General features: G+C 72.9%; 23 protein-coding genes and 1 riboswitch. Of the genes, 16 read left to right on the top strand and 7 right to left on the bottom strand.

The window, feature by feature from the left end; all coding sequences use genetic code 11:
* Window positions 1-205: 205 nt before the first annotated feature.
* Together purN and purH are read left to right on the top strand one after the other, a co-directional pair.
* The gene (gene purN, locus ADL34_RS01625; protein WP_062663899.1) at window positions 206-835 is read left to right on the top strand and encodes a phosphoribosylglycinamide formyltransferase; all 630 of its coding nucleotides are present in this window, start codon (window positions 206-208) and stop codon (window positions 833-835) included.
* On the top strand, window positions 832-2397 hold the full coding sequence (gene purH / locus ADL34_RS01630) for a bifunctional phosphoribosylaminoimidazolecarboxamide formyltransferase/IMP cyclohydrolase (RefSeq protein ID WP_062663897.1): 1566 nt from the start codon (window positions 832-834) through the stop codon (window positions 2395-2397). The genes purN and purH overlap by 4 nt, the downstream gene beginning before the upstream one ends.
* A 49-nt stretch (window positions 2398-2446) precedes the next feature.
* On the opposite strand, the gene ADL34_RS01635 is transcribed toward purH, so the two are convergent.
* Both ADL34_RS01635 and ADL34_RS01640 read right to left on the bottom strand, forming a co-directional pair.
* Entirely contained in the window at window positions 2447-3193 is a 747-nt protein-coding gene (locus tag ADL34_RS01635) for an ALF repeat-containing protein (RefSeq protein ID WP_062664389.1), read from the bottom strand.
* A gap of 325 nt (window positions 3194-3518) precedes the next feature.
* A complete protein-coding gene (locus ADL34_RS01640; RefSeq protein ID WP_062663895.1) occupies window positions 3519-4136 on the bottom strand; it encodes a hypothetical protein in 618 nt (205 codons plus the stop codon).
* Between the two features lie 267 nt (window positions 4137-4403).
* On the opposite strand from ADL34_RS01640, the gene ADL34_RS01645 reads away from it, so the two are divergent.
* The 10 genes from ADL34_RS01645 (at window position 4404) to ADL34_RS01690 (ending at window position 17129) form a co-directional block, all read left to right on the top strand.
* Window positions 4404-5258: a bifunctional methylenetetrahydrofolate dehydrogenase/methenyltetrahydrofolate cyclohydrolase gene (locus tag ADL34_RS01645; RefSeq protein WP_055625283.1), complete on the top strand. Its 855-nt coding sequence runs from the start codon at window positions 4404-4406 to the stop codon at window positions 5256-5258.
* Window positions 5248-5724, top strand: a complete 477-nt coding sequence (locus ADL34_RS01650) for a DUF3017 domain-containing protein (protein ID WP_062663894.1) — start codon at window positions 5248-5250, stop codon at window positions 5722-5724. Before ADL34_RS01645 ends, ADL34_RS01650 begins: the two co-directional genes overlap by 11 nt.
* Window positions 5725-5931: 207 nt before the next feature.
* On the top strand, window positions 5932-6480 hold the full coding sequence (locus ADL34_RS01655; RefSeq protein WP_062663892.1) for a helix-turn-helix domain-containing protein: 549 nt from the start codon (window positions 5932-5934) through the stop codon (window positions 6478-6480).
* Between the two features lie 462 nt (window positions 6481-6942).
* Entirely contained in the window at window positions 6943-8151 is a 1209-nt protein-coding gene (locus ADL34_RS01660) for a helix-turn-helix domain-containing protein (RefSeq protein WP_062663890.1), read from the top strand.
* A 537-nt stretch (window positions 8152-8688) separates the two neighbouring features.
* On the top strand, window positions 8689-9678 hold the full coding sequence (locus tag ADL34_RS01665) for a malate dehydrogenase (protein ID WP_062663889.1): 990 nt from the start codon (window positions 8689-8691) through the stop codon (window positions 9676-9678).
* Between the two features lie 301 nt (window positions 9679-9979).
* Entirely contained in the window at window positions 9980-11506 is a 1527-nt protein-coding gene (locus ADL34_RS01670) for an aldehyde dehydrogenase family protein (protein WP_062663888.1), read from the top strand.
* A gap of 77 nt (window positions 11507-11583) precedes the next feature.
* Window positions 11584-13113 (top strand): GMC family oxidoreductase, encoded by a 1530-nt coding sequence (locus tag ADL34_RS01675; protein WP_062663887.1) that lies wholly within the window; start codon window positions 11584-11586, stop codon window positions 13111-13113.
* Complete coding sequence (locus tag ADL34_RS01680; protein WP_062663886.1) at window positions 13113-14216, top strand: quaternary amine ABC transporter ATP-binding protein; 1104 nt, start codon at window positions 13113-13115, stop codon at window positions 14214-14216. Before ADL34_RS01675 ends, ADL34_RS01680 begins: the two co-directional genes overlap by 1 nt.
* Window positions 14216-16165 (top strand): ABC transporter permease, encoded by a 1950-nt coding sequence (locus tag ADL34_RS01685; protein ID WP_062663885.1) that lies wholly within the window; start codon window positions 14216-14218, stop codon window positions 16163-16165. Before ADL34_RS01680 ends, ADL34_RS01685 begins: the two co-directional genes overlap by 1 nt.
* 1 nt (window position 16166) lies before the next feature.
* The gene (locus ADL34_RS01690) at window positions 16167-17129 is read left to right on the top strand and encodes an ABC transporter substrate-binding protein (protein ID WP_062663884.1); all 963 of its coding nucleotides are present in this window, start codon (window positions 16167-16169) and stop codon (window positions 17127-17129) included.
* A 102-nt stretch (window positions 17130-17231) separates the two neighbouring features.
* Here ADL34_RS01690 and ADL34_RS01695 read toward each other — a convergent pair whose 3' ends face one another.
* Window positions 17232-17765, bottom strand: coding sequence for a carboxymuconolactone decarboxylase family protein (locus tag ADL34_RS01695; RefSeq protein WP_062663883.1), 534 nt, complete (start codon window positions 17763-17765; stop codon window positions 17232-17234).
* 46 nt (window positions 17766-17811) lie between these two features.
* On the opposite strand from ADL34_RS01695, the gene ADL34_RS01700 reads away from it, so the two are divergent.
* The 4 genes from ADL34_RS01700 (at window position 17812) to ADL34_RS01715 (ending at window position 22749) form a co-directional block, all read left to right on the top strand.
* A complete protein-coding gene (locus ADL34_RS01700) occupies window positions 17812-19203 on the top strand; it encodes a PLP-dependent aminotransferase family protein (protein ID WP_062739757.1) in 1392 nt (463 codons plus the stop codon).
* A 238-nt stretch (window positions 19204-19441) separates the two neighbouring features.
* Window positions 19442-19774, top strand: coding sequence for a hypothetical protein (locus ADL34_RS01705; RefSeq protein ID WP_062663880.1), 333 nt, complete (start codon window positions 19442-19444; stop codon window positions 19772-19774).
* Window positions 19775-19788: 14 nt separating this feature from the next.
* Window positions 19789-20973: a glutathionylspermidine synthase family protein gene (locus ADL34_RS01710; RefSeq protein WP_062663878.1), complete on the top strand. Its 1185-nt coding sequence runs from the start codon at window positions 19789-19791 to the stop codon at window positions 20971-20973.
* Window positions 20974-21171: 198 nt separating this feature from the next.
* Window positions 21172-21269, top strand: a riboswitch (ZMP/ZTP riboswitch).
* Between the two features lie 31 nt (window positions 21270-21300).
* Window positions 21301-22749: a glycine hydroxymethyltransferase gene (locus tag ADL34_RS01715; RefSeq protein ID WP_062663876.1), complete on the top strand. Its 1449-nt coding sequence runs from the start codon at window positions 21301-21303 to the stop codon at window positions 22747-22749.
* 25 nt (window positions 22750-22774) lie between these two features.
* On the opposite strand, the gene ADL34_RS01720 is transcribed toward ADL34_RS01715, so the two are convergent.
* From ADL34_RS01720 to ADL34_RS01735, 4 genes are all read right to left on the bottom strand, one after another.
* Window positions 22775-23557: a hypothetical protein gene (locus ADL34_RS01720; RefSeq protein WP_234374920.1), complete on the bottom strand. Its 783-nt coding sequence runs from the start codon at window positions 23555-23557 to the stop codon at window positions 22775-22777.
* Between the two features lie 35 nt (window positions 23558-23592).
* The gene (locus tag ADL34_RS01725) at window positions 23593-24327 is read right to left on the bottom strand and encodes a hypothetical protein (protein WP_234374921.1); all 735 of its coding nucleotides are present in this window, start codon (window positions 24325-24327) and stop codon (window positions 23593-23595) included.
* Between the two features lie 203 nt (window positions 24328-24530).
* Window positions 24531-25397, bottom strand: a complete 867-nt coding sequence (locus tag ADL34_RS01730; protein ID WP_062663873.1) for a hypothetical protein — start codon at window positions 25395-25397, stop codon at window positions 24531-24533.
* Window positions 25390-25950 (bottom strand): RNA polymerase sigma factor, encoded by a 561-nt coding sequence (locus ADL34_RS01735; RefSeq protein WP_062663872.1) that lies wholly within the window; start codon window positions 25948-25950, stop codon window positions 25390-25392. Before ADL34_RS01735 ends, ADL34_RS01730 begins: the two co-directional genes overlap by 8 nt.
* Window positions 25951-26065 lie beyond the last annotated feature (115 nt).

Here is a 26065-nt window from a genome sequence, read left to right on the forward strand (position 1 = left end):
CCCGGGCCGCCCCAGCAGAGACGCTACCTCCCGGCCGGGCCCCCGTCCCATGGGGGCCGCACCCGGGGTGCCGGTATCGTTGCTGCCGGTCGGCTGCTTCGTAGACTTCCCCGTATCCCGGGGCGCGACGCATTCGTATGAACGCACAAGCGGTGCTCGTCGTGCCGCCGGCCGCGAAGAACGCACCCCCGAGAAAGGGCTCATCGTGGCCGCCAAGCCCGTGGCCAAGCGCCTCGTCGTGCTGGTCTCCGGATCCGGCACCAACCTCCAGGCGCTGCTCGACGAGATCGCCGCCGTCGGATCCGAGGCGTACGGCGCCGAGATCGTGGCCGTGGGCGCCGACCGCGAGGGCATCGAGGGGCTCGCCCGGGCCGAGCGCGCCGGGCTGCCGACCTTCGTCCGCAAGGTGAAGGACCACGCCACCCGTGAGGAGTGGGACGCCGCGCTCGCCGAGGCCGTCGCCGCGTACGAGCCCGACCTCGTGGTCTCCGCCGGTTTCATGAAGATCGTGGGCAAGGAGTTCCTGGCGCGCTTCGGCGGCCGGTTCATCAACACCCACCCCGCCCTGCTGCCCAGTTTTCCCGGCGCCCACGGCGTCCGCGACGCCCTCGCGTACGGAGCCAGGGTCACCGGCTGCACCGTCCACTTCGTCGACGACGGCGTCGACACCGGACCGATCATCGCCCAGGGCGTGGTCGAGATCCGGGACGAGGACGACGAGAGCGCTCTTCACGAGCGCATCAAGGAAGTCGAGCGAAGGCTGCTCGTCGAGGTCGTGGGGCGGATCGCCCGCAACGGCTATCGCATTGAGGGACGAAAGGTAGTTATCCAGTGACCGCCGAGAGCAACAAGCGGGCCATTCGACGGGCGCTCGTCAGCGTCTACGACAAGACCGGTCTGGAAGACCTCGCGCGCGGCCTGCACGAGGCGGGTGTCGAGCTCGTCTCCACCGGTTCCACGGCCGCGAAGATCGCCGCGGCCGGGGTCCCCGTGACCAAGGTCGAGGAGCTCACCGGCTTCCCCGAGTGCCTGGACGGCCGGGTGAAGACGCTGCACCCGCGCGTGCACGCCGGCATCCTCGCCGACCTGCGTCTGGACAGCCATCGCGAGCAGCTGGCCGAGCTGGGCGTCGAGCCGTTCGACCTGGTCGTCGTCAACCTCTACCCGTTCCGCGAGACCGTGGCCTCCGGGGCGTCGCCCGACGAGTGCGTCGAGCAGATCGACATCGGCGGGCCGTCGATGGTGCGCGCGGCCGCCAAGAACCACCCGTCGGTCGCCGTCGTCACCAGCCCCGACCGGTACGCCGACGTCCTCGGCGCCGTCCGCGGCGGAGGCTTCGACCTGGCCACCCGCAAGCGGCTGGCGGCCGAGGCGTTCCAGCACACGGCGGCCTACGACGTGGCCGTGGCGAGCTGGTTCGCGTCCTCGTACGCCCCTGTCGACGACTCGCGGTTCCCCGACTTCCTCGGCGCCACCTGGGAGCGTGAGAACACCCTCCGCTACGGCGAGAACCCGCACCAGCCGGCCGCGCTGTACGTCGACGGCACCGGCAGCGGCCTGGCCAAGGCCGAGCAGCTGCACGGCAAGGAGATGTCGTACAACAACTACACCGACACGGACGCCGCGCGCCGTGCCGCGTACGACCACGCCGAGCCCTGCGTCGCGATCATCAAGCACGCCAACCCGTGTGGCATCGCGATCGGCGCGGACGTCGCCGAGGCGCACCGCAAGGCCCACGCCTGCGACCCGCTGTCGGCGTTCGGCGGTGTGATCGCCGTGAACCGGCCGGTCAGCAAGGAGATGGCCGAGCAGGTCGCCGAGATCTTCACCGAGGTCATCGTCGCGCCCGGCTACGAGGACGGCGCCCTCGAGGCCCTCGCGAAGAAGAAGAACATCCGCGTGCTGCGCTGCCCCGAGCGCCCCGGCAACCCGGTCGAGGTCAAGCCCATCGACGGCGGTGCCCTCCTCCAGGTCACCGACCGCCTGCAGGCCGAGGGCGACGACCCGGCGCACTGGACCCTGGCGACCGGCGAGGCGCTCTCCGCCGAGGAGCTGGCCGAGCTCGCGTTCGCGTGGAAGGCGTGCCGGGCCGTGAAGTCCAACGCCATCCTGCTGGCCAAGGACGGGGCCTCGGTCGGCGTCGGCATGGGTCAGGTCAACCGCGTCGACTCCGCGAAGCTGGCGGTGGAGCGGGCCGGTGCCGAGCGCGCGCAGGGCTCGTACGCCGCGTCCGACGCCTTCTTCCCCTTCCCGGACGGCCTGGAGATCCTGGTCGAGGCCGGCGTGAAGGCCGTGGTCCAGCCCGGCGGTTCGGTCCGTGACGAGCTGGTCGTCGAGGCCGCGAAGAAGGCGGGCGTGACGATGTACTTCACCGGCACGCGCCACTTCTTCCACTGACGGGTCCGTCCGCCCGGCCACCGATACGGTCGGCCGGGCGGACGGAGTCCTACTTGTCCACCTCGTACTGCCCGGTCGCCAGGAAGTACCGCAGCTCCTCCGGCGTGCCGTCGATGACGTCCTCGGCCGCCGCACGCAGGGCGGCGCTGATCGTCGGATCGGCGAGGATGCGGGCCACGGCGACGCGGTCGTCCTCGGCCTGGGCGAGCCGGTAGCCGGTCTCGAGCCAGGTGCGGAGCTTTTCGGGCGTGGGTGCGTCGAGGAGTGCGTTGATCTCCTGCGTGACCCGCCTTCCGGCGTAGGGCTTGCCGAGGATGGTGACGACGGCGACCTTGTCGTCCTCGAACTGCGCGAGCCGGTAGCCGGTCTCGAGCCAGGTGCGGAGCTTTTCGGGCGTGGGTGCGTCGAGGAGTGCGTAGATCTCCTGCTTGACGCGCTTTCCGGCGTAGGGCTTGCCGAGGATGGTGACGACGGCGACCTTGTCGTCCTCGTACTGCGCGAGCCGGTAGCCGGTCTTGAGGAACTCGCGCATGTCCTCCACGGTGCCGCCGAGGGCCTCGTTCGCCTCCCGTTCCACGCCCCTTCCGGAGTCCGGGTCGGCCAGGACTGCGGCGATGGCGGCGCGCAGCTCCTCCTCCGACATCTCGTCCACCGGCGTGCCGGGGTCGTCGGTGGCGGCCGCCGCCGTGACGGCGGACGACGGCGCCGCGTCGGCGGCGAAGGCCGGTGCGGACGCGAGGAGCGCCGGGGCGAGAGCGCTTGCTGCGAGGGCCAGGGCGATGCGCTTCGTTCTCACAGGTGAACCTTCCGTACGGGACTTCAGGGACCGCGGCTCGACGGTGAAGCGCGGCACACCGGACGCGGGAGGACACATTCCTCCCCCAACCCCCGTGCGCCACAAGCCGCATGACCATCCTGCCGGACGCCACTGACAAGATCACCTCGACAACCGGGCAATGTCCGACGGCCGTTCACTGCCGACCCGCACCACCAAGCCACGCAGGACCGGGTCTTCGAGCGCATACGACAGCGAGGCCGTGTCCCCGTCGTGAAGGGACACGGCCTCGGCTGTGGTGGAGCGATCCGGGTCGGCCGGCGGTCTTCCGCGGCGGCCGGGCGGATCAGTAACGCGGACGGTTGAACCAGGCGCCCGCCTGGCTGTTGACCATCGACGTCAGGATGATGCCGGCGATGGCGAGCGAGATCAGACCACCGAAGGTGGCGGAGCCGTTGCCACCGCTCGCGATGTTGACGATGCCGCCGAGGATCATCAGCGACGCGTACACGATCGTCGTGACGCGGATGCCGCTGCCGCCGTTCTTGAACTTCACGCCCAGGAAGATGGACAGCGCGCCGAGCGCCAGCAGGATGCCCGCCAGGAGGAAGCCCAGACCGGCGAGCGAGTCGGTGGAGTCACCGGAGCCGACGCCGTTGGACAGGTCCTGGGCCGCGCCGACCGCGACACCGGCGATGAGGCCGAACAGGAGCTGGAAGCCGGAGAGGATGAAGAGCAGCACACGGGCCGTCTTCATCAGGCCGGGCATCTCCATGGGCATCGCGGGTCCGCCCGGGTAGCCCGGGTAGGCCGGCTGGCCCTGCGGGTAGCCGTAGGCGGGCGGCTGCTGGGGAGCGCCCTGCGGGTAGCCGTAGCCGGGCTGTCCCTGCGGGGGCTGCGGCGGGTAACCGGGCTGTCCCTGGGGCGGCGGGCCGTAAGGGTTGTTCGGGTCGCCGAAACTCATGGCGGTCTTTCCTCCGTTGTCCGAGTGCGGGGACGCGCGGCACGGTGCGGAGGAGATGTGACTGATGCGGTTCGTCCCCCCGGTACTGCCCGCGGCACTGCTGTCACATCGTTCTTTAGTCGGCTCTTACTTGTCCAGCCGCATTCCCTATGTGTTGTGCAAGTGCAACATCACTGATCATGGACGCATACGCCCGGAGATGCGCCGGAGGGCCCCGCCCGGGACCCGGATTGGAAGAGAGAGGGCGTCATCAAGGAGGATGGGGGCATGACCGCCCAGATTCTCGATGGCAAGGCCACCGCAGCCGCGATCAAGTCCGACCTGACCGCCCGCGTGGCGGCGCTGAAGGAGAAGGGCGTCACGCCCGGCCTCGGCACGATCCTGGTCGGGGACGACCCCGGCAGCCAGAAGTACGTCGCCGGCAAGCACCGCGACTGCGCGCAGGTCGGCATCGCCTCCATCCAGCGTGAACTGCCCGCCACCGCCACGCAGGAGGAGATCGAGGCGGTCGTCCGCGAACTCAACGAGGACCCGGCCTGCACCGGTTACATCGTGCAGCTCCCGCTGCCCAAGGGCATCGACGAGAACCGCATCCTGGAGCTGATGGACCCGGACAAGGACGCCGACGGCCTGCACCCGATGAACCTGGGCCGTCTCGTCCTGAACGAGCCCGCCCCGCTGCCCTGCACCCCCAACGGCGTCCTCACCCTGCTGCGCCGCTACGGCGTGGAGATCAAGGGCGCCGAGGTCGTGGTCGTCGGCCGCGGTGTCACCATCGGCCGCCCGATGCCGCTGCTGCTGACCCGCCGCAGCGAGAACGCCACCGTGACCCAGTGCCACACGGGGACGCGCGACCTGTCGTCCCACCTGAAGCGCGCGGACATCATCGTCGCCGCCGCGGGCTCCGCCCATCTGATCCGCCCCGAGGACGTCAAGCCCGGCGCGGCCGTGCTCGACGTCGGCGTCTCGCGCAGCGCCGAGGGCAAGATCGTGGGTGACGTCCACCCCGGTGTCGCCGAGGTGGCCGGCTGGATCTCCCCGAACCCCGGTGGCGTGGGCCCGATGACCCGGGCGCAGCTGCTGGTCAACGTGGTCGAGGCGGCGGAGCGCAGTGTCGGCTGAGGGCGGCGCCGACGGCGCGGACGACATCGAGGTCCGGGATCCGATCAGTGCGCCGGACGCGGACGGCACACCCCGGCGGACCACCCGGCGCTTCCCCCTGTTCACCAAGGACACGGCCCGCCCGGAGGGCGGCGGCCGGGCGGCCCCCGGTGACGCGCCGGCCCCCGCCCGGCAGTGGCCGATCCTGCTCGTCTGCGGTCTGGTCGCCGTGGGCCTGCTCATCACGGCCCTCGACGTGTTCCGGGCCGGCACGCTGCTGATCGGCAGCGCGCTGCTGGTCGGCGCGGTGCTGCGCTGGCTCCTGCCGAGCGTCGGCATGCTCGCCGTGCGCTCCCGCTTCACCGACATGGTGACGTACGGCGTGCTGGGGCTCGCGATCGTGCTGCTGGCACTGATGGCCCAGCCGGAGCCGCTGGTGACCGTCCCGTTCTTCAAGGACGCGCTGCACTTCACGGTCGACAACTGAGACCTCGCGTACGACGACGGCCCGCCCCCTCCCCCGAAGAGGGACGGGCCGCCGTCGTACGTCAAACCCTCGGGCACGGCGGAGTCCCTGTTCAACGCCTGTCCGTGCGCTGTGGCACGGAAGTGACCGTTCCGCTACGCCCCGCGCACCGGGAACCGAGGCACGCCGTCGCGTCGTCACCCGAACGAGTCCGTTCGGAGGTGAGCGATGGGTGCGTGGCAGCCGCTGCCCGAGGGTCTGCCGCCCGAGGTGCGGCACTTCGTGGAGCAGTTACGGCTGCTCAAGGACCGTACGGGCCTGAGCCTGGTCGCGCTGGGCGCGCGCACCGCCTACAGCAAGTCCTCGTGGCAGCGCTATCTCAACGCCACCCAGCCGCCTCCCCGGCAGGCCGTCGTCGCGCTGTGCCGGGTCGCCGGCACCGGGGCGGAGGAGGCCGAGCGCTTCGGCGTGCGCTGGGAGCTGGCGGTCAAGGTGTGGCCGAAGCAGGCGACGCCCCCCGGGAGGGCGGAGGACGCGGAGCCTCCCGTCCCCGAGCGGCCCGCGGCGGCCGACGCCGGGCATCCCGTCCCCGAGTGGCCGGCGGCCGAGACCGGACAGGACCCCGGCGACGACTACGAGGACGACCCGACCCTGCCGTGGTGGGACGCGCCCCTGCCGCCCCGCCCGTCCCCGTCGAGGCGGCTGCTGACGGCGGCCGTCGTGCTCGCCGCCCTCCTGGCCCTGACCGCGCTGATCGGAGCCCTCGCGTTCGGCTGAGCCGGCTGCCCGGGGCCTCCGCGTCCTGCCGTGCCCTGCGGGGTGAGGGGGCGTGCGTGTGTCCGAAAGCGCCGCTTGCGACCCCAGTGATCTTTTATGTGCGGTCCATGTGTCGATGTGTTGACAAGTTCGCGCATGTGCGAGGAAGTCGTTCGACGGGCGGGCTAGCGTGGTCGACCGGGACGGTCCGGGGCGTCCCGCGGAATTGCAGGGCCCGCAAGGGCTTACTACCTGGGTTGCGTGGGCCGGCCGGGGGAGCCGGTGGAACACTGGACGCGACCTGACGGGCGTGCGACGGTGCATGCCCACGGTCCCGATGCTCCCGTGCGCCCCCACCCCGGGAACTGAGATCCTTAGTGGGCGCATCCCTGTGGGTAGCCACACCGGGGACTCGGCAGAGGGCACCAAGCGCGGGGGAATCGCGAGTAACACCAGCACCAAACCGGGGGAAGAGGGGGGCCAATGCCTCGTTGGAAGGACTTGCCGGATGAGATGGATCCGCAGGTCAGAGAGTTCGCGAGCCAGTTGCGCAGGCTCGTGGACCGCAGTGGTCTGAGCATCGCCGCGCTCGCCGACCGCACCGGCTACAGCAAGACGTCCTGGGAGCGGTACCTGAACGGGCGGCTGCTCGCGCCCAAGGGTGCGATCGTGGCGCTCGCCGAGGTCACCGGGACCAACCCGGTGCACCTGACGACGATGTGGGAGCTGGCCGAGCGCGCTTGGAGCCGTTCGGAGATGCGCCACGACATGACCATGGAGGCGATCCGGATCTCCCAGGCCCGCGCGGCGCTGAGCGAGTTCGGCCCGCCGCCGGCCAACACCAAGGGCGGCACGAAGACGGGCAGGGCGGCCCGCCGGGGCGGGAGCGCCACGGCGGCCCCCGGTGTGGCCGGTCCGGCCGGTGTGTCCCCCACGGTGCCGGTCCAGCCGTCCGCCCCTGACGTTCCGGACTCCTCGGGCCGTCCGGGCCCGTCGCGGGACGCCGCTGACGCCCGGGACGCCGAGTCCTCCGGCGGCAACTCCTGGGGCGTGGCCGGCTATCGGGGCCCCGCGCCGACCGGCGCCGGGCGTGCCCCGTCGGCACCCGGCGCGTCCCCGTACCCCCCGGGCGCACCGGGGGAGTTCGGCGCGCCGCCGCAGGGCCCCCGGGCCGACCGGCGGTCCGCCGCCGCGGGCGCGGGCAAGCGACGGGTGACGATGTTCCTCGCGGGCGTCGTCGGCGTGCTGGTCGTCATCGGTCTGACCTTCTACCTCACCTCCGGCGGCGGCGCGAAGAAGGACGACGAGGCCGTCAAGTCGCCCTCGCCGAGCGCCACCACCGGTCAGGACCTGCCGGCGGGGGTGAAGTGCAGCGGTGACTCCTGCACCGGAAAGGACGCCGAGGCGATGGGGTGCAGCGGCGACCTCGTGACCACCGCCAAGACCGCGACCGTCGGCACGGCCGTGGTCGAGGTGCGCTACAGCGAGACGTGCGGCGCCGCGTGGGGCCGGGTCACCCAGGCGTCGCAGGGCGCCGAGGTCTCGGTCGAGGCCGGCGAGAACAAGGAGACCGGCTCGATCACGGCGACCGGCGACACCATCGCCTACACGCCGATGGTGGCGGTGAAGGACGCGGGCGAGGCCGTCGCCTGCGCGACCCTGGCCGCCGGACAGGACGGCTGCACGAAGTAGCGGGCGCCTGCCCCGCCGGGTCCCTGGGGTGGGGGCTGACCTGCCGGTTCGTGCCGGGAGCCCGGCCCGGTCGGCGGGCGGCCCCGCCGGGCCCGTGAAGAAATCCGGCGGGGCAGGAATGCGCGCCGGATTAGTGGGCACGCGAACCGGTACCCCCACGGGAGTCCGGCATCGGTACCCCCACCCGGCGGCCGCCAGGTCCCTCTCTCCCGGACCGGTGGCCGCCTCCCCTTTTCTCCCGCCCAGCCACGGCACGTCCACGCCCTCCCGGTGCTCGCGCTGCCACGGCACGTGCACGCCACCCCGGCGATCCCGCCGCCACGGCGAGTCCACACCATCCCCGTGATCGCGCCGCCACGGCGAGTCCACGCCATCCCGGTGACGCTGTGGGCCGGGCCACAGGGACCCGGCCGTGCGCGCCCCCGGATGCGCGATAGCCTGACCGGTGGATCTCTCGACGCCAAGAGATCGATCATCCTGACGTCCCGCACCCCGGGGCGGGGACGACCCACCGACAGCTGTCCTACGGAGAACGCCATGACCCGCACTCCCGTGAACGTCACCGTCACCGGCGCGGCCGGCCAGATCGGTTACGCCCTGCTCTTCCGCATCGCCTCAGGCCAGCTGCTCGGCGCGGACGTGCCGGTCAAGCTGCGGCTCCTGGAGATCACGCCGGCTCTGAAGGCCGCCGAGGGCACCGCGATGGAGCTCGACGACTGCGCGTTCCCGCTGCTCCAGGGCATCGACATCACGGACGACCCGAACGTCGCCTTCGACGGCGCCAACGTCGGTCTGCTCGTGGGCGCCCGCCCCCGCACCAAGGGCATGGAGCGCGGTGACCTCCTGGAGGCCAACGGCGGCATCTTCAAGCCGCAGGGCAAGGCCATCAACGACCACGCCGCGGACGACGTCAAGATCCTGGTCGTGGGCAACCCGGCGAACACCAACGCGCTCATCGCGCAGGCCGCCGCCCCGGACGTACCGGCCGAGCGCTTCACCGCGATGACCCGCCTGGACCACAACCGCGCGCTGACCCAGCTCGCGAAGAAGACGGGCTCCACGGTCGCCGACATCAAGCGGCTCACCATCTGGGGCAACCACTCCGCCACCCAGTACCCGGACATCTTCCACGCCACCATCGCCGGCAAGAACGCCGCCGAGGTCGTCAACGACGAGAAGTGGCTCGCCGAGGACTTCATCCCGACCGTCGCCAAGCGCGGTGCCGCGATCATCGAGGCCCGCGGTGCATCGTCGGCCGCCTCCGCCGCCAACGCCGCCATCGACCACGTGTACTCCTGGGTCAACGGCACCGCCGAGGGCGACTGGGTCTCCATGGGCATCCCGTCGGACGGCTCCTACGGCGTCCCCGAGGGCCTCATCTCCTCCTTCCCGGTCACCGTGAAGGACGGCACGTACGAGATCGTCCAGGGCCTGGAGATCAACGAGTTCTCCCGCGCCCGCATCGACGCCTCCGTCAAGGAGCTCGAGGAGGAGCGCGAGGCGGTCCGCGCCCTCGGCCTCATCTGAGCCCCGCCACGGTTTCGTCCTGAAGCCGCGCAGGCCCCGTTCCGGTTCATTCCGGGGCGGGGCCTGCTGCGTGTCGCGCCGCCGGAATCCCGATCCGGCTGACACACCGCTGACCGCCTCCTGAAGAAGGCACGCCCATCGGGGGTTTATGTCCGGTTATGGGCGGATCTTCAGTGACCCGGCGCACTTTCGTTCACCGATCGCGCATGTAAGCGAGGGGTGCGGGCAGGTGCACTCGGTCCCGTGAGTGACCCCTGTGTGACGCATGGGTTCGAGACAGGAACGGAAGGCAACACCGATCATGGCGGACAGTACGGAACTGAGGGCACGCGGCACCATCCACGTGGGAGGGGAATGGCGCGGCGCCGTCTCCGGCGCGACGCGCGAGATCCTCGACCCCGCGGAGGCGACGCCGTTCGCCGTGGTCGCGGAGGGCGACGAACAGGACGTCGACCTGGCGGTGGAGGCCGCCCGGCGCGCCTTCGACGGCGGCCGGGGCGAGTGGCCGCGGACCCCGGCGGCCGACCGCGCGGCGCTGCTGCGCCGGGTCGCCGACCTCCTGACGCGCGACCGCGAGAAGCTCGGCCTGCTGGAGAGCCGCGACGCCGGCAAGACCGTCGAGGAGGGGCGCGTCGACATCGACTGCGTCGCCGACGCCTTCCGGTACTTCGCCGACCTCGTCGCCGCCGAGGCCCCCGGCCGGGTCGTCGACGCCGGTTCCCCCGACATCCACAGCGTCGTCGTGCACGAGCCGGTCGGCGTCTGCGCGCTGATCACGCCGTGGAACTACCCGCTGCTCCAGGCCAGCTGGAAGATCGCCCCGGCGCTCGCCGCCGGGAACACCTTCGTCGTCAAGCCCAGCGAGATCACCCCGCTGACGACGATCGCCCTGATCGACCTGCTCGTCGAGGCGGGCCTGCCGGCCGGTGCCGCGAACATCGTCACCGGCCCCGGCCACTCCGTCGGCGCCCGGCTCTCCGAGCACCCCGACGTCGACCTCGTGTCCTTCACCGGCGGCCTGGACAGCGGCACCAAGGTGGCGCAGGCCGCCGCGCCCACCGTCAAGAAGGTCGCGCTCGAACTCGGCGGCAAGAACCCCAACGTGGTCTTCGCCGACGCCTGCGCCACCGACGAGGGCTTCGACACCGCCGTCGACCAGGCCCTCAACGCCGCGTTCATCCACAGCGGCCAGGTCTGCTCGGCGGGCTCCCGGCTCATCGTCGAGGAGTCCGTCCGGGACCGCTTCGTGAGCGAACTCGCCCGCCGCGCGCAGAAGATCCGCCTCGGCCGCGGCACCGCCGAGGGCGTCGAGTGCGGCCCGCTCGTCTCCGAGCAGCAGCGCGACAAGGTCGAGGCGTACGTCGAGTCCGCGCTCAAGGAGGGGGCCGTGCTGCGCTCCGGCGGCCGGCGCCCCGAGCCCTCCGCCGACCGCCCGGCGAGCGGCTGGTTCTACGAGCCGACCGTCCTCGACCACTGCCACCGCGAGATGCGCGTCGTCCGCGAGGAGGTCTTCGGCCCGGTCCTCACCGTCGAGACCTTCCGCACCGAGGACGAGGCCGTCGCCCTCGCCAACGACACCGAGTACGGCCTCGCCGGCGCCGTGTGGACCGCCGACGCCGGCCGGGCCCGCCGGATCGCCGGACGGCTGCGCCACGGCACCGTCTGGATCAACGACTTCCACCCCTACCTCCCGCAGGCGGAGTGGGGCGGCTTCGGCAAGAGCGGCGTGGGACGCGAACTCGGCCCCGCCGGACTCGCCGAGTACCGGGAGACCAAGCACGTCTACCAGAACCTGGCGCCGCGGCCGGTCCGCTGGTTCTCCGGCTGACATCGCCCTCCCCTGCTCACCGCCCGCACTGCCTCGCACCGCGCGAGACGGCGCAAGATCCATGGAGTACCCCCCTCATGTCCGAGAACACCCCTGTCTACGACTACGTCGTCGTCGGAGGCGGCACCGCGGGTTCGGTGATCGCCTCCCGGCTCACCGAGAACCCCGACGTCACGGTCGCCGTCATCGAGGGCGGCCCCAGTGACGTCGGCCGCGACGACGTCCTGACCCTGCGCCGCTGGATGGGCCTGCTCGGCGGCGAACTGGACTACGACTACCCGACGACCGAACAGCCGCGCGGCAACAGCCACATCCGGCACAGCCGGGCCCGCGTCCTCGGCGGCTGCTCCTCGCACAACACCCTCATCGCCTTCAAGCCGCTGCCGTCCGACTGGGACGAGTGGGAGGCGGCCGGCGCCGAGGGCTGGGGCGCGGTGCCCATGGAGGCGTACTACGCCCGGCTGAAGAACAACATCGTCCCGGTCGACGAGAAGGACCGGAACGCCATCGCCCGCGACTTCGTCGACGCCGCCCAGGACACGCTCGGCGTGCCGCGCGTCGAGGGCTTCAACAAGAAGCCGTTCACCGAGGGCGTCGGCTTCTTCGACCTCGCCTACCACCCCGAGAACAACAAGCGCTCGTCGGCGTCGGTGGCGTATCTGCACCCCGTGATGGACGAGCGGGAGAACCTCACGATCCTGCTGGAGACGTGGGCGTACCGGCTGGAGCTGGACGGCACCCGCGCCGACGGCGTGCACGTACGCACCAAGGACGGCCGGGAGAGGCTGATCCGGGCCCGTCGCGAGGTCGTCCTGTGCGCCGGCGCCGTCGACACGCCCCGGCTGCTGCTGCACTCGGGCGTCGGCCCGGCGCGGGACCTGACCGAGCTGGGCATCCCGGTCGCCCACGACCTGCCGGGCGTCGGCGAGAACCTCCTCGACCACCCCGAGTCGGTGATCGTCTGGGAGACGAACGGCCCCATCCCCGACAACTCCGCGATGGACTCCGACGCGGGCCTGTTCGTGCGGCGCGACCCCGAACACCAGGGCCCCGACCTGATGTTCCACTTCTACCAGATCCCGTTCACGGACAACCCGGAGCGACTGGGCTACGAGCGACCCGAGTTCGGCGTCTCGATGACCCCGAACATCCCCAAGCCGAAGAGCCGTGGCCGCCTGTACCTGACCAGCGCCGACCCGTCCGTGAAGCCCGCGCTGGACTTCCGGTACTTCACCGACGAGGACGACTACGACGCCCGCACCCTCGTCGACGGCATCCGTATCGCCCGCGAGATCGCGAAGTCCGAACCCCTCGCGCACTGGCTCAAGCGCGAGGTCTGCCCCGGCCCCGGCATCACCGGCGACGAGGAGCTGAGCGAGTACGCGCGCAAGGTCGCGCACACCGTGTACCACCCGGCCGGCACCTGCCGTATGGGCGCCGCCGACGACGAACTGGCCGTCGTGGACCCCGAACTGCGGATCCGCGGCCTGGATGGCATTCGAATAGCCGATGCCTCCGTCTTTCCGACCATGACCGCCGTGAACCCGATGATCGGGGTGCTCATGGTCGGGGAGAAGGCGGCGGACCTGATGGGAGGTGAGGCGTGATGAGTACGACAGCTCCCCTGACGCCTCGTGACGAGACACCCGAGACCCGCAAGCCCCCGACCGGCGAGCCGGTCTTCTCCGTCGACGGCCTGTGGAAGGTCTTCGGCTCCAAGGCGCACCGGGTCCCCGCCGACCCGGAGCTGGCCGCGCTCCCGGCCGCCGAGCTGCGGGCGCGCACCGGCTGCACGGCGGCCGTGCGGGACGTCTCCTTCGACGTCCGCAAGGGCGAGGTCTTCGTCGTCATGGGCCTGTCCGGCTCCGGCAAGTCCACGCTCGTGCGCTGCCTGACCCGGCTCATCGAGCCGACCGCCGGGACCATCGCCATCGACGGCGAGGACGTACGCGCCATGGACCGCGGCCGGCTGCGCGAACTGCGCCGGCACCGCGCCGCCATGGTCTTCCAGCACTTCGGCCTGCTCCCGCACCGCACCGTCCTCGACAACGTGGCGTACGGGCTGGAGATCCAGGGCCTCGGCAAGGCCGCGCGCCGCGAACGGGCCGCCGAGGTCGTGGCCAAGGTCGGCCTGGAGGGCATGGAGCATCGCAGGCCCGGTCAGCTCTCCGGCGGTCAGCGCCAGCGCGTCGGGCTCGCCCGCGCCCTCGCCGTCGACCCCGAGGTGCTGCTCTTCGACGAGCCGTTCAGCGCGCTCGACCCGCTGATCCGGCGGGACATGCAGGAGGAGGTCGTCCGCCTGCACCGCGAGGAGGGCCGCACGATGGTCTTCATCACGCACGACCTCAGCGAGGCGCTGAAGCTCGGCGACCGCATCGCGCTCATGCGCGACGGCCGCGTCGTCCAGCTCGGCACCCCCGAGGAGATCGTCGGCTCCCCGGCCGACGACTACGTCCGCGAGTTCGTCCGGGACGTCCCGCGCGAACAGGTCATGACGGTCCGCACCGCCATGCGTCCCGCCTCCGCCGACGAGAGCGGCAGCGGACCGGCCCTCCCGCCCGGCGCCACGGTGTCCGAGGCGATCGAGGCCGTGGCCCGCACCGGCTCCCCGGCCCGGGTCGTCGAGGACGGCCGCTGCCTGGGGGTGGTGGACCACGAACGGCTTCTCGGCGTCGTGGCCGGAACGGAGCAGCCCAAGGGGGTGGTCTGATGGCGACCGTCACCGCCACCGCCCCGCGCCCCGCCGCGCCGGGCCTCCTCGGGCGCCCCGCCGTCCGCAAGCTCGCGGCGCTCGCCGTCGTCGCCGCGATCCTGGTGCCGCTGGCCCACGCCCGCTGGTCCAGCGGCAGCTGGCCGGCCGCGCTCACCGTCGACGTCTCCGGGCCGCTGACCGACACCAGCACCTGGATCATCGACAACCGGGACAGCCACCCGCTGTTCCTGTACTTCTTCGGGCACATCAGCAACGCGGTCGTGCTCGCCGTACGCGGCGTGTACCTCGTCCTGCTCGCCGCGGGCTGGGCCGGCGTCACCGCCGCCGCGGCCCTCGTCGCCTGGCGCGTCGCCGGCTGGCGGCTCGCCGCCGGGACCGGCGCGGCGTTCCTCGCCTGCGGGTTCCTCGGCATGTGGGTGCCGACCACGCAGACCCTCGCGCTGATGGTCGTGGCCGTGCTCGCCTCGGTCGTCGTGGGTGCCCTGCTGGGGCTCGCCGCCGGGCTGTCCGACCGGGCCGACAAGGTCCTGCGCCCCGTCCTGGACACCATGCAGGTGCTGCCCGCCTTCGCTTACCTGCTGCCCGTCGTGCTGGTCTTCGGCATCGGCGTGCCCGCCGCCGTCCTCGCCACCGTCGTGTACGCCGCCCCGCCGATGGCCCGGCTCACCGCCCTCGGCCTGCGCGGTGCCGACAAGGAGGTCCTGGAGGCCGTCGAGTCGCTCGGCGCGACCGCGCGGCAGCGCCTGCTGACCGCCCGTATCCCGCTGGCCCGCAAGGAACTGCTGCTCGGCCTCAACCAGACGATCATGATGGCGCTGTCTATGGCGGTCATCGCCTCCGTCATCGGCGCGGGCGGCCTCGGTGACCGCGTCTACCAGGCGCTGGCCTCGGTCGACGTCGGCGCCGCACTTGCCGCCGGCATCCCGATCGTGCTGCTCGCCGTCGTCCTCGACCGTGTCACCGGCGCCGCCGGGGAGGCGCTCGGCGAGGAGCCGCACCCCCACGGCCGGCGGCTGTGGCTGGTCGCGCTGGCCGGTGCCGTCGCCGTGGCCGTCGCCGGTCGGCTCGTGGGCCGGCTCGACTGGCCCGACGCGTGGGTCCTGAACATCGCCGAGCCCGTCAACCGCGCCGTCGACTGGATGACCGCGCACCTCTACTCCGGTGTGCCCGTCGTCGGCGGTACCGCCGACTGGGCCGGCCGCTTCACCACCTGGGTCCTCGACCCGGTGCGCGACGGCCTGCAGGGGCTGCCGTGGTGGGCGGTCCTGCTGATCGTCGCCGCCCTGGCCTGGCTGATCGGCACCTGGCGGACCGCGCTGACCGCCGTCCTCGCCATGGCCGCCATCGGCGTGCTCGGCGTGTGGAAGCCGTCGCTCGACACGCTGTCCCAGGTCCTCGCGGCCGTCGCCGTCACCCTGGTCATCGGCTTCGCGACCGGTGTCGCCGCCGCCCGCAGCGACCGCGTCGAACGGCTGCTGCGGCCCGTCCTGGACGTGTTCCAGACGATGCCGCAGTTCGTGTACCTCATCCCGGTCGTCGCCCTGTTCGGCGTGGGCCGCGCGCCCGCGGTCGCCGCAGCCGTCGTCTACGCGCTGCCCGCCGTCGTCCGCATCACCACGCAGGGCCTGCGCCAGGTCGACCCGGCCGCCCTGGAGTCGGCGCGCTCGCTCGGCGCGACCCCGGCCCAGCAGCTCCGCCAGGTCCAGCTCCCGCTGGCCCGCCGCGCGCTGCTGCTCGCCGTCAACCAGGGCGTCGTCCTGGTCCTCGCCGTCGTCATCATCGGCGGTCTGGTCGGCGGAGGCGCGCTCGGCTACGACGTCGTCTTCGGCCTCGCGCAGGGCGACCTGGCGACCGGTCTGGTGGCCGGCGCCGCGATCGTCTGCCTCGGCCTGATGCTCGACCGGGTGACCCAGCCGACCGAACGCCGCGCGAGGAAGGGAGCCTGACATGCGACCGCGCATCCGTACGACGGCCGCCGTGGCCGTGGCGTCCTCGTTGGCGCTGCTCACCGGCTGCGGCGCCGCCGACATGACCAAGCAGGCGTCGCCCTTCGCCAACGCCGAGGGCGCCAGGACGGTCACCCTGTCCGTGCAGTCCTGGGTGGGCGCCCAGGCCAACGTGGCCGTCGCCCAGTACCTCCTGGAGCACGAGCTCGGCTACCGCGTCGACACCGTGCAGATCGACGAGGTGCCCGCCTGGGACGCGCTCAGCCAGGGCCGGGTCGACGCCCTCCTGGAGGACTGGGGGCACCCGGACGAGGAGAAGCGGTACGTCGACGACAAGAAGACGATCGTGAACGCCGGCGACCTCGGCGTCACCGGGCACATCGGCTGGTACGTCCCGACGTATTTCGCGAAGGCTCACCCGGACGTCACCGACTGGAAGAACCTCAACAAGTACGCCGACCAGCTCCGTACGCCGGAGAGCGGCGGCAAGGGCCAGCTGATGGACGGCTCGCCGTCCTACGTCACCAACGACAAGGCGCTGGTGAAGAACCTCGACCTGGACTACCAGGTGGTGTTCGCCGGCTCCGAGGCGGCGCAGATCACCCAGATCAAGCAGTTCGCCAAGGAGAAGAAGCCCTTCCTGACGTACTGGTACGAGCCGCAGTGGCTGTTCGAGAAGGTCCCGATGACCGAGGTGAAGCTGCCCGCGTACAAGGAGGGCTGCGACGCCGACCCGGAGAAGGTCGCCTGCGCCTACCCGCACACCCCGCTCCAGAAGTACCTCAACGCGGACTTCGCCAAGAGCGGCGGTGACGCGGCGGCCCTGCTGAAGAACTTCACGTGGACCACCGAGGACCAGAACGAGGTCTCCCTGCTGATCGCCCAGCAGAAGCTGTCGCCCGAGGAGGCGGCGAAGAAGTGGGTCGACCGCCACGAGTCCGACTGGAAGAAGTGGCTGCCCTGACCCCCACGGCCCCACTCCACCGGGCCGAAGCCCGGCCCGACCCCGCCGCATGGCCGGGTCGGGCCGGGCTTCGGCCCGTCAGGGGGAGCCGGCTCTTGAGGATCAGCCGTGCTGGCCCGGCTGGTAGTGGCCCGGCGTCAGGCGGCAGGTGACGCCGAAGCGGTTCCAGGCGTTGATCACCGTGATCGCGGCGATCAGCTGGGACAGCTCCGCCTCCTCGAAGTGCCCGGCGGCCCGCTCGAACACCTCGTCCGGCACGAAACCGTCCGTGAGGACCGTGACGGCCTCCGTCAGCTCCAGCGCCGCGCACTCCTTCTCGGTGTAGAAGTGCCGTGACTCCTCCCAGGCGGCCAGCTGCACGATCCGCTCGACGCTCTCGCCGGCCGCGAGGGCGTCCTTGGAGTGCATGTCGAGGCAGTAGGCGCAGTGGTTGAGCTGGGAGGCGCGGACCTTCACCAGCTCGAGCAGCCGGGCGTCGAGGCCCTTCCGGGCGGCGGCGTCCAGGCGGACCATCGCCTTGTAGACCTCGGGGGAGTGGCGGACCCACTCCAGACGGGCGGGGTGCTCGGCGGCGTAGGACTCGGGGGCGGAGGCCGGGGTGGCCGCCGCGGGCGTGGTGTTCGTCGTGGTCGTCATGCCTCGACCCTAGGAGCGGGGCAGCCCAGGAGTATGGTCCATTTCCATGGCGGAACGCTGGGCCACTTTCGGCATCGACCTGCACCTCGACCCCGCGGGCCCCGGGCTGCGCCGGGGCCTCACCGACGCCCTGCGCGAGGCCGTCCGCACCGGCCGGCTCGCACCCGGCACCCGACTGCCGTCCTCCCGTTCCCTCGCGGCGGACCTCGGCATCGCCCGCAACACCGTCGCCGACGCGTACGCCGACCTGGTCGCCGAGGGCTGGCTCACCGCACGGCAGGGATCGGGCACCCGGGTGGCCGACCGCCCGGTGATCCCGCCGCCCGGCACCCCCGTACCGCCCCGCCCGGCAGGCCCCCGCCCCGCCCACGACCTGGTCCCCGGCACTCCCGACCTCGCCGCGTTCCCGCGGACCGAGTGGCTGCGGGCGGCCCGCCGCGCCTTCCTCGCCGCGCCCAACCAGAGCCTCGGCTACGGCGATCCGCGCGGCCGGCCCGAACTGCGCCTCGCGCTCGCCGGCTATCTCGCGCGCGCCCGGGGTGTGCGCGCCCACCCCGAGCACATCGTGGTGTGCTCGGGGTTCCTGCACGGCCTGCGCCTGCTCGGCCGGGTCCTGCGGGCGCGCGGCGCGGGCGCGGTCGCCGTGGAGTCGTACGGCCTGGCGCCGCACCGGCGGCAGCTGACGGCGGCCGGCCTGGCGGTCCCAGCCCTGCCCTTCGACGCACGCGGCACCGACCCGGGCGCGGTGCCGGCCGACGCCGCGGCCGTCCTGCTCACCTCCGCCCACCAGTTCCCCATGGGCGTGCCCCTGCACCAGAGCCGCCGCACCCCCGTCGTGGAGTGGGCGCGCCGCACCGGCGGACTGGTCCTCGAGGACGACTACGACGGCGAGTTCCGCTACGACCGCCAGCCCGTCGGCGCCCTCCAGGGCCTCGACCCCGGCCACGTCGTCTACCTCGGCACCGCCAGCAAGTCCCTCGCCCCCGGTCTGCGCCTGGCCTGGATGGTGCTGCCGCCCGCGCTGGTCGAGGAGGTGACCGAGGCCAAGGGCGGCTCCGACACCTGCGGGGTGCTCGACCAGCTGACCCTGGCGGAGTTCCTCACCTCCGGCGCCTACGACCGGCACGTCCGCGCGGCCCGCCTGCGCTACCGGCGCCGCCGGGACGCCCTGGTGCGGGCCCTCGCCGTCAGCGCCCCCCACATCCCCGTCACCGGCATCGCCGCCGGCCTGCACGCCGTCCTGCGCCTCCCGCCCGGCACCGAGGGCACGGTCGTCCAGGCGGCCGCCTGGCAGAACCTGGCCCTGCACGGCCTCGGCTTCTACCGCCACGAACAGGCCGTGGCCGACCCCCTCGACGCCCTGGTCGTGGGCTACGGCACCCCACCGGACCACGCGTGGGCGGGAACGCTGGAGGCCCTGTGCAGGGTGCTGCCCTGAGAGCCGCCCCCGCCTCCCTGGGCGCTCGCCGTCCGCGCCGCCATGGCCTGGAGCACGGTCGCCGCTCCGAAGCAGACCGCCGCCCCCCACGCGCAAACCATCCCCAACAGCACAAAGCGACTCCAGGGGAGGAGGAGATCGACAGCCCCGCGACGGCGACGCGCCCACCCGGTCTCTACGCTGTCTGTCTGACGAACCACGGACAACGACGGCAGGCATTTCCACGGGGGTGGGACACATGGCGGATGGACGACGGCGGCTGCGCTCCAGCACGGTCGTGCTCGGAGGCATGGGGGTCGTGGCCGCGGCCCTGACCTCCTGCGGCTCCGACCCCGACCGGCGCTGCGTCGACCGGGACAGCTACACCTACGAGGGCTACAAGGTCGTCGCGGACAAGAACTGCACGTCGGGCTCCTCCTCCGGCAAGGGCCGCAAGACGTCCGGCCGGGCCGACGCCGCCTGGTACTACGACGCCGACGTGTCCCGCGGCCGCGCCGACGACGGCACCTTCAGCCGCAGCGAGGCCGTCGACCGGGGCGGCTTCGGCTGCTCCGGCAGCGGCGGCGGCTGAACGGGGACGCCCCGATGCAGCGTCGCACCATCGAACCCCGCCCCGGCTGGCAGCGGACGGTCGAGGAGCAGGGACTCGTCTACCCCCTCACCCGCCACCCCGACGGCTCCCTGCGCCCCTACTGGGACGAGAGCGCCTACTACGTCTTCTCCCTGGACGAGGTCGAGGCGCTGGAGGACGTCGTCACGGAGCTGCACGGCATGTGCCTCGCCGCGGCCGACCACATCGTCTCCGCGGACCGCTTCGCCGACCTCGGCATCACCGACCCCCGGGTCGTGGACGCGGTCGCCGAGTCCTGGCGCCGGCGCGCCGAACTTCCCTCAATGTACGGCCGCTTCGACCTGCGCTACGACGGCACCGGGCCGGCCAAACTGCTGGAGTACAACGCCGACACCCCCACCTCGCTCGTGGAGGCCGCCTCACCCCAGTGGTTCTGGATGGAGGAGCGCTTCCCCGGCGCCGACCAGTGGAACTCCCTCCACGAACGCCTGGTCGACACCTGGCGGAACCAGTCCGGGCGGCTCCCGCCCGGCAGCCCCCTGTACTTCGCGTACTCCTCGGCCGACGAACTCGGTGAGGACCTGATGACCGTCGCCTATCTGAAGGAGACGGCCGAGCAGGCAGGTCTGGACACCGGCTGGATCTCCATGGAGGAGATCGGCTGGGACCCCCTCTCGGGCCGCTTCGTCGACACCCGGCTCCGGTTCATCCGCAGCTGCTTCAAGCTCTACCCGTGGGAGTGGCTGACCACCGACCGCTTCGCCGGGCACGTCCTCGACACCCTCGACAACGGCGGCGGCACGGGCACCACGCTGTGGATCGAGCCCGCCTGGAAGATGCTCCTCAGCAACAAGGCCCTCCTCGCCGTCCTGTGGGACCTCTTCCCGGACCACCCCAACCTCCTGCCCGCCCACCTCGACGGTCCCCGCGACCTGGCCGACACGACCGGCTACGTCGCCAAGCCACTGCTCGGCCGCGAGGGCGCCGGGGTCACCGTGCACGAGAAGGGCGCGCCCGCCGAGGTGCGCGACGAGCCGTGCTGCTACCAGCAGCTCGCCCCGCTCCCCGCGTTCGACGGCAACCACGTCGTCCTCGGCGCCTGGGTCGTCGAGGACGAGCCCGCCGGCCTCGGCATCCGCGAGTCCTCCGGACTGATCACCGACGAGTACGCCCGCTTCCTCCCGCACGTGATCCTGTGACAGCTGTGCCCCTTGTGAAGCCGTGACCACGTGACAGCCATGACCGTGTGAAGCCTTGACCACGTGACAGCCGTGACCGTGTGGTGCCGTGATCCTCCGACGGCACCCCCGGCCCGGCAGCCCGCGCCGGGCGGCCTCCGGTGCCCGGCCCGCATGGTGGACGTGCGGCCCTGCGCCCCTGCCTGCCCGGTAGGCTGGCTCACGGGCCGTGACTGGCGCGCTGGGATGGACCAACCATCGGGGAGCGGCCCCCTGGACCTCGTCCAGACCGAGTGCCGTGCGCCTGGGCCGTCCCGTGAACGCTGCACACGACGTCCGGAGGTCCCCATGCCAGCCGAGTCCCTGTCTCCCGAGTCCACCGCCTTCCGTGCCGCCCTCGACGTGATCCGCGCCGTCGAGCCGCGCGTGGCCGACGCGATCGGCCAGGAGGTCGCCGACCAGCGCGAGATGCTCAAGCTGATCGCCTCCGAGAACTACGCCTCCCCGGCCACCCTGCTGGCGATGGGCAACTGGTTCAGCGACAAGTACGCCGAGGGCACCGTCGGCCGCCGCTTCTACGCCGGCTGCCGCAACGTCGACACCGTCGAGTCCCTGGCCGCCGAGCACGCCAAGGAACTGTTCGGCGCCCGGCACGCCTACGTCCAGCCGCACTCCGGCATCGACGCCAACCTCGTCGCCTTCTGGGCCGTCCTCGCCGACCGGGTCGAGGCCCCCGCCCTGAAGAAGGCCGGCGTCCGCCAGGTCAACGACCTCTCCGAGGCCGACTGGGCCGAACTGCGCCGCGCCTTCGGCAACCAGCGCATGCTCGGCATGTCCCTGGACGCCGGCGGCCACCTCACCCACGGCTTCCGCCCGAACATCTCCGGCAAGATGTTCGACCAGCGCTCCTACGGCACCGACCCGGCCACCGGCCTGATCGACTACGAGGCGCTGCGCGTGTCCGCCCGCGAGTTCAAGCCGCTGATCATCGTCGCCGGCTACTCCGCGTACCCCCGTCTCGTGAACTTCCGGATCATGCGCGAGATCGCCGACGAGGTCGGCGCCACGCTCATGGTCGACATGGCCCACTTCGCCGGTCTCGTCGCCGGCAAGGTCCTCACCGGCGACTTCGACCCGGTCCCGCACGCCCAGATCGTCACCACCACCACCCACAAGTCGCTGCGCGGCCCGCGCGGCGGCATGGTCCTGTGCGACGACTCCCTCAAGGACCAGGTCGACCGCGGCTGCCCGATGGTCCTCGGCGGCCCGCTCCCGCACGTCATGGCCGCCAAGGCCGTCGCCCTCGCCGAGGCCCGGCAGCCCGCCTTCCAGGACTACGCCCAGCGCATCGTGGACAACTCCCGCGCGCTGGCCGAGGGCCTGATGCGCCGGGGCGCCACCCTGGTCACCGGCGGCACCGACAACCACCTCAACCTGATCGACGTCGCCTCCTCCTACGGACTGACCGGCCGCCAGGCCGAGGCCGCTCTCCTCGACTCCGGCATCGTCACCAACCGCAACGCCATCCCGGCCGACCCGAACGGCGCCTGGTACACGTCCGGCATCCGCGTCGGCACGCCCGCCCTGACCACCCGGGGTCTCGGCACCGCCGAGATGGACGAGGTCGCCGCCCTCATCGACCGCGTCCTCACCACCACCGAGCCGGGCACCACCAAGTCGGGCGCCCCCTCCAAGGCGGCCCACATCCTCGACGCGAAGGTCTCGGACGAGATCTCCCGCCGGGCCACCGACCTCGTGGCAGGCTTCCCGCTGTACCCGCAGGTCGACCTGGGCTGACGTCCCGGTGACGCGCCCCGGCGCCTCACCGGTCCAGGTCGATCAGCTCCTGGCGCGGCTCCTCCCGCGGCGGTCCGGCTCCCCGCCGGGCCGCCGCGCGGCGTATCAGCGCGGTCCCGCCGGCCCCGGCCGCGACCCCGACGGCGAGCCCCGCCACCGCCCACCGCACCTCGCCCGCACCCGGTCCGGGGCTCGCCCGGTCTCCGCCCGCGGCCACGGCCTCCGTCCCCACCGGGCCGCCCTCCGCGCCGCCGAGCAGCCGCCCCCGCTCCAGCCGCTGGAGGACGGACCGCGGTGCGCGATGCCAGCGGATGTCGTCGTCCTCGACGTCCGGCGCGAGGTCCGAGCGCACCCAAGGGGTCCCGTCGCCGGCCACGAACAGCTGGTCCTGCCGCCGCAGGGCCACGTCGCCGCCGGGCGCCCGGTCCGTCTGCGGCCAGCCGCCGACACCCGTCATCCCCCACAGCACGGTGAGCCGGACCGGTGGATGACGTCCCTCGACCCACGCCTCGGGCACCCGCTCCGTCCCCGTGTACGCGGGCTGGAACAGCTGCCACAGCCGGGCGAAGTCCCGGTCGCCGGAGTGCAGTGCCGTCGTCCGCCCATCGGCGCCCGCGACGACCACCGCCACATCGGGAACGTCCCGCACCCGCACCGGCGCCGCCCAGGCGACCGCCACGGGCCCGCAGACCAGCGCCCCCGACACCAGCACGAGCACCGCACCCCCGGTCCCCGCACCGCCCGCACCCCACCGCCGCCGCCCTCCGAGCCGTCCGCGCCGCCCAGGCCCCACCTCCGTCGCTCCCATGACTCCCCTCCCCGTCCGATGCCCCGCCCTGCCGGTCACACGTCCCGCAGCTCCTGGCGCGGCCCCGGCTCACCTCGCAGCCGGTCCCAGGGGCGCCGGGATACGAACGGGCGCAGGCTCAGCGCCAGGACCGCTCCGGCCACCGCGCCCGGCACCGCCCACCACCACCCCGTACCGGCACCCGGTCCGCCCGCCGCCCGGGCGGCAGGCGGTGCCGAGGCGGCCTCCGACGGCTGGGCGGCCGGTACCTCCGGGGCGTCCCGTGTCTCCTCGTACGCCCCCGGTGTCGAGGTCGGCCCGCCCGTCAGGTCGAGATCGTCGAACAGGGCGCGCAGCTCGTCCGGACGGGCGGCCCGGTACCAGGAGCCGTGCGTCCGCCGCTCGACGTCCGTCGTCCGGAATATCCACACGTCCTTGCCGCGGGCCATGCGGTGCACCCGGTCGATGCGCCACGGCATCACGTCGTGCACCATCCAGGTGACGTTGATCTGGTCGGCCGCCATCAGCGCCTCGTCCGGCGGCTGCTCCCGGAATCCCCTGGCCGGGGTGCCGAGGAGCCTCTCCAACGCGACGTACTCCCGGTCGGAGTGGTACAGCGCCGCCGTCCGCTGGTTCCCCGGCGCCGCCAGGAGCACGCTGGTCGGCCCGCCCGCGGACGCCATCGGCGCCGCTCCCCACAGCAGCAGGGCACATCCCGCCAGCAACGCTCCGCCCACGCCCGCGAGTCGGCGCCCCGCGCCCCGCAGCCGGCCCTCTCCGACTCCCCACATCCGAACCCCCAACCCGAGCGGTCCCCGAGCGGCCCGTCCCCGCACCGCATGACACTTCTGGTACACCGCCCGCCCCCTCCCGGTTCCCACCTCAGACCCAGCTTTTTTGAGACCGAGACCGAGACCGAGATTGAGACCGAGACCGGGACCGAGACGGAGACGGAGACCGGGCCCTGGCCCGCGCCGCCACCGTGGGCGCGACCTCACTCCTCCAAGGACCGGGCGATCTCCGCGGCCCGCGCGACCTCCTCGACGCCCTCCAGCCGGAGCGTCACCGTCTCGCCCCCGGCCTCGTGCGTCCACAGCAGCGTCGGACCGGCCGTGCGGACCTCCCGCTCGAAGAGGCCGTGCGTGTCCGCGAGCCAGACGGAGAGCAGATGCGGCCGGTCGAACCACAGCCCCGTCTCGGGCGCCCCGCCGCCCGCCCCCTCCGGCCCGAGCGTGATCCACCGCGGCTGGACCCGCACGGTCTTGGCGAAGCGGAAGTCCAGCCCGGCCCGCCGCTCGTCCAGCCGGACCGTGCGCCCGTCCTCGTGCCAGCAGAGGCTGATCACGAACCGATCGCGCGGTTCACGTGTGACCGCGACCGCGTCCGGGGCCCCGAGCGGCGCCGGCACCACCGGGGCGAACCCCGCGCGGCGCTCCGCCTCGGCGAGCGGCACCGCTCTCCCGCACCCGGGGACCAGGGCGCCGGGCGAGGGCGTCGCCGACGGGTCGTAGCGGATCTCCGCGCCCGCGAATCCGAACCAGTCGAGGACGGCCGCCCGCACCGGAGGCGTGAGCACGAGCACGGCCAGCAGGCCGCACAGCGCGGCGGTCAGCGCACGCCACCGGCGCCGAGCCCAGCGCCGCAGCGCGCGCAGCCGCTCGCGCGGGCCCGGCGGTTCGGGCGCCGCGACGGCCACATGCTCGGCGAGTATCTCGGCCAGCACCCGCTCGACCATCGTCTCGGCGCCGTCCGGCCCGCCGCGGGCGTCCAGGGACCGCCCGAGTGCCCGCAGCTCCTCGGGCAGGCCGGGGCCCTCCCCGCCCTGATCGCGGCCGTCGCCCGCCGTCCGCCCGTCACCCATGCTCCTCACCCCCTTCCCGAGGCTCGAACTCCGGCAGCAGCCGCCCCAGCTTGCGCAGCGCGCGGTTCAGCCGGGACTTCACCGTGCCACGGGGCCAGCCCAGCGCCTGGGCCGTCTCGGTCTCGTCCATCTCCAGCAGATAGCGGTAGGTGACGACCAGCCGGTGCTCCTCGCTCAGCCGGCCGAGGGCGGACTGGAGCGCGGCCCGGCGCTCCCGCTCCAGCGCGGCGACCGCAGGGTCCGCCGACTCCGGTATGAGCGGGTCCGCCTCGGCCAGCGCGGCCTCGCGCCCGGCGAGGGTGCGCCGACGGGCCGCCGCCCGCACTGTGTTCCTCGTCTCATTGGCCACGATCGACAGCAGCCACGGCCGGAAGGCCGAGCCCTCCTTGAAACGGCCCAGCGAGCAGTACGCCTTGACGAACGCCTGCTGCACCACGTCCTCCGCGTCCGCACCCGCGCCGAGCGCGGCGGCCGCCCTGAGCGCGATGCCCGTATGAGCCCGCACCAGCTGCGCGTACGCCTCCGGCTCCCCGGCGCGTACGCGTGCGATCACCGCGGCCTCATCGACGATGCGGCCCCCCTCCCGCGTCCTCACACCTTTGGTACACCGCCCGGGCCGGATCGGTTCCCATCCCGTCGTGGCCCGTTCCGGACCGCCCCCCGGGACC

This window comes from Streptomyces sp. NRRL WC-3605 (assembly GCF_001509795.1).
In the GTDB taxonomy this organism is placed as follows: Bacteria; Actinomycetota; Actinomycetes; order Streptomycetales; family Streptomycetaceae; genus Streptomyces; species Streptomyces viridochromogenes.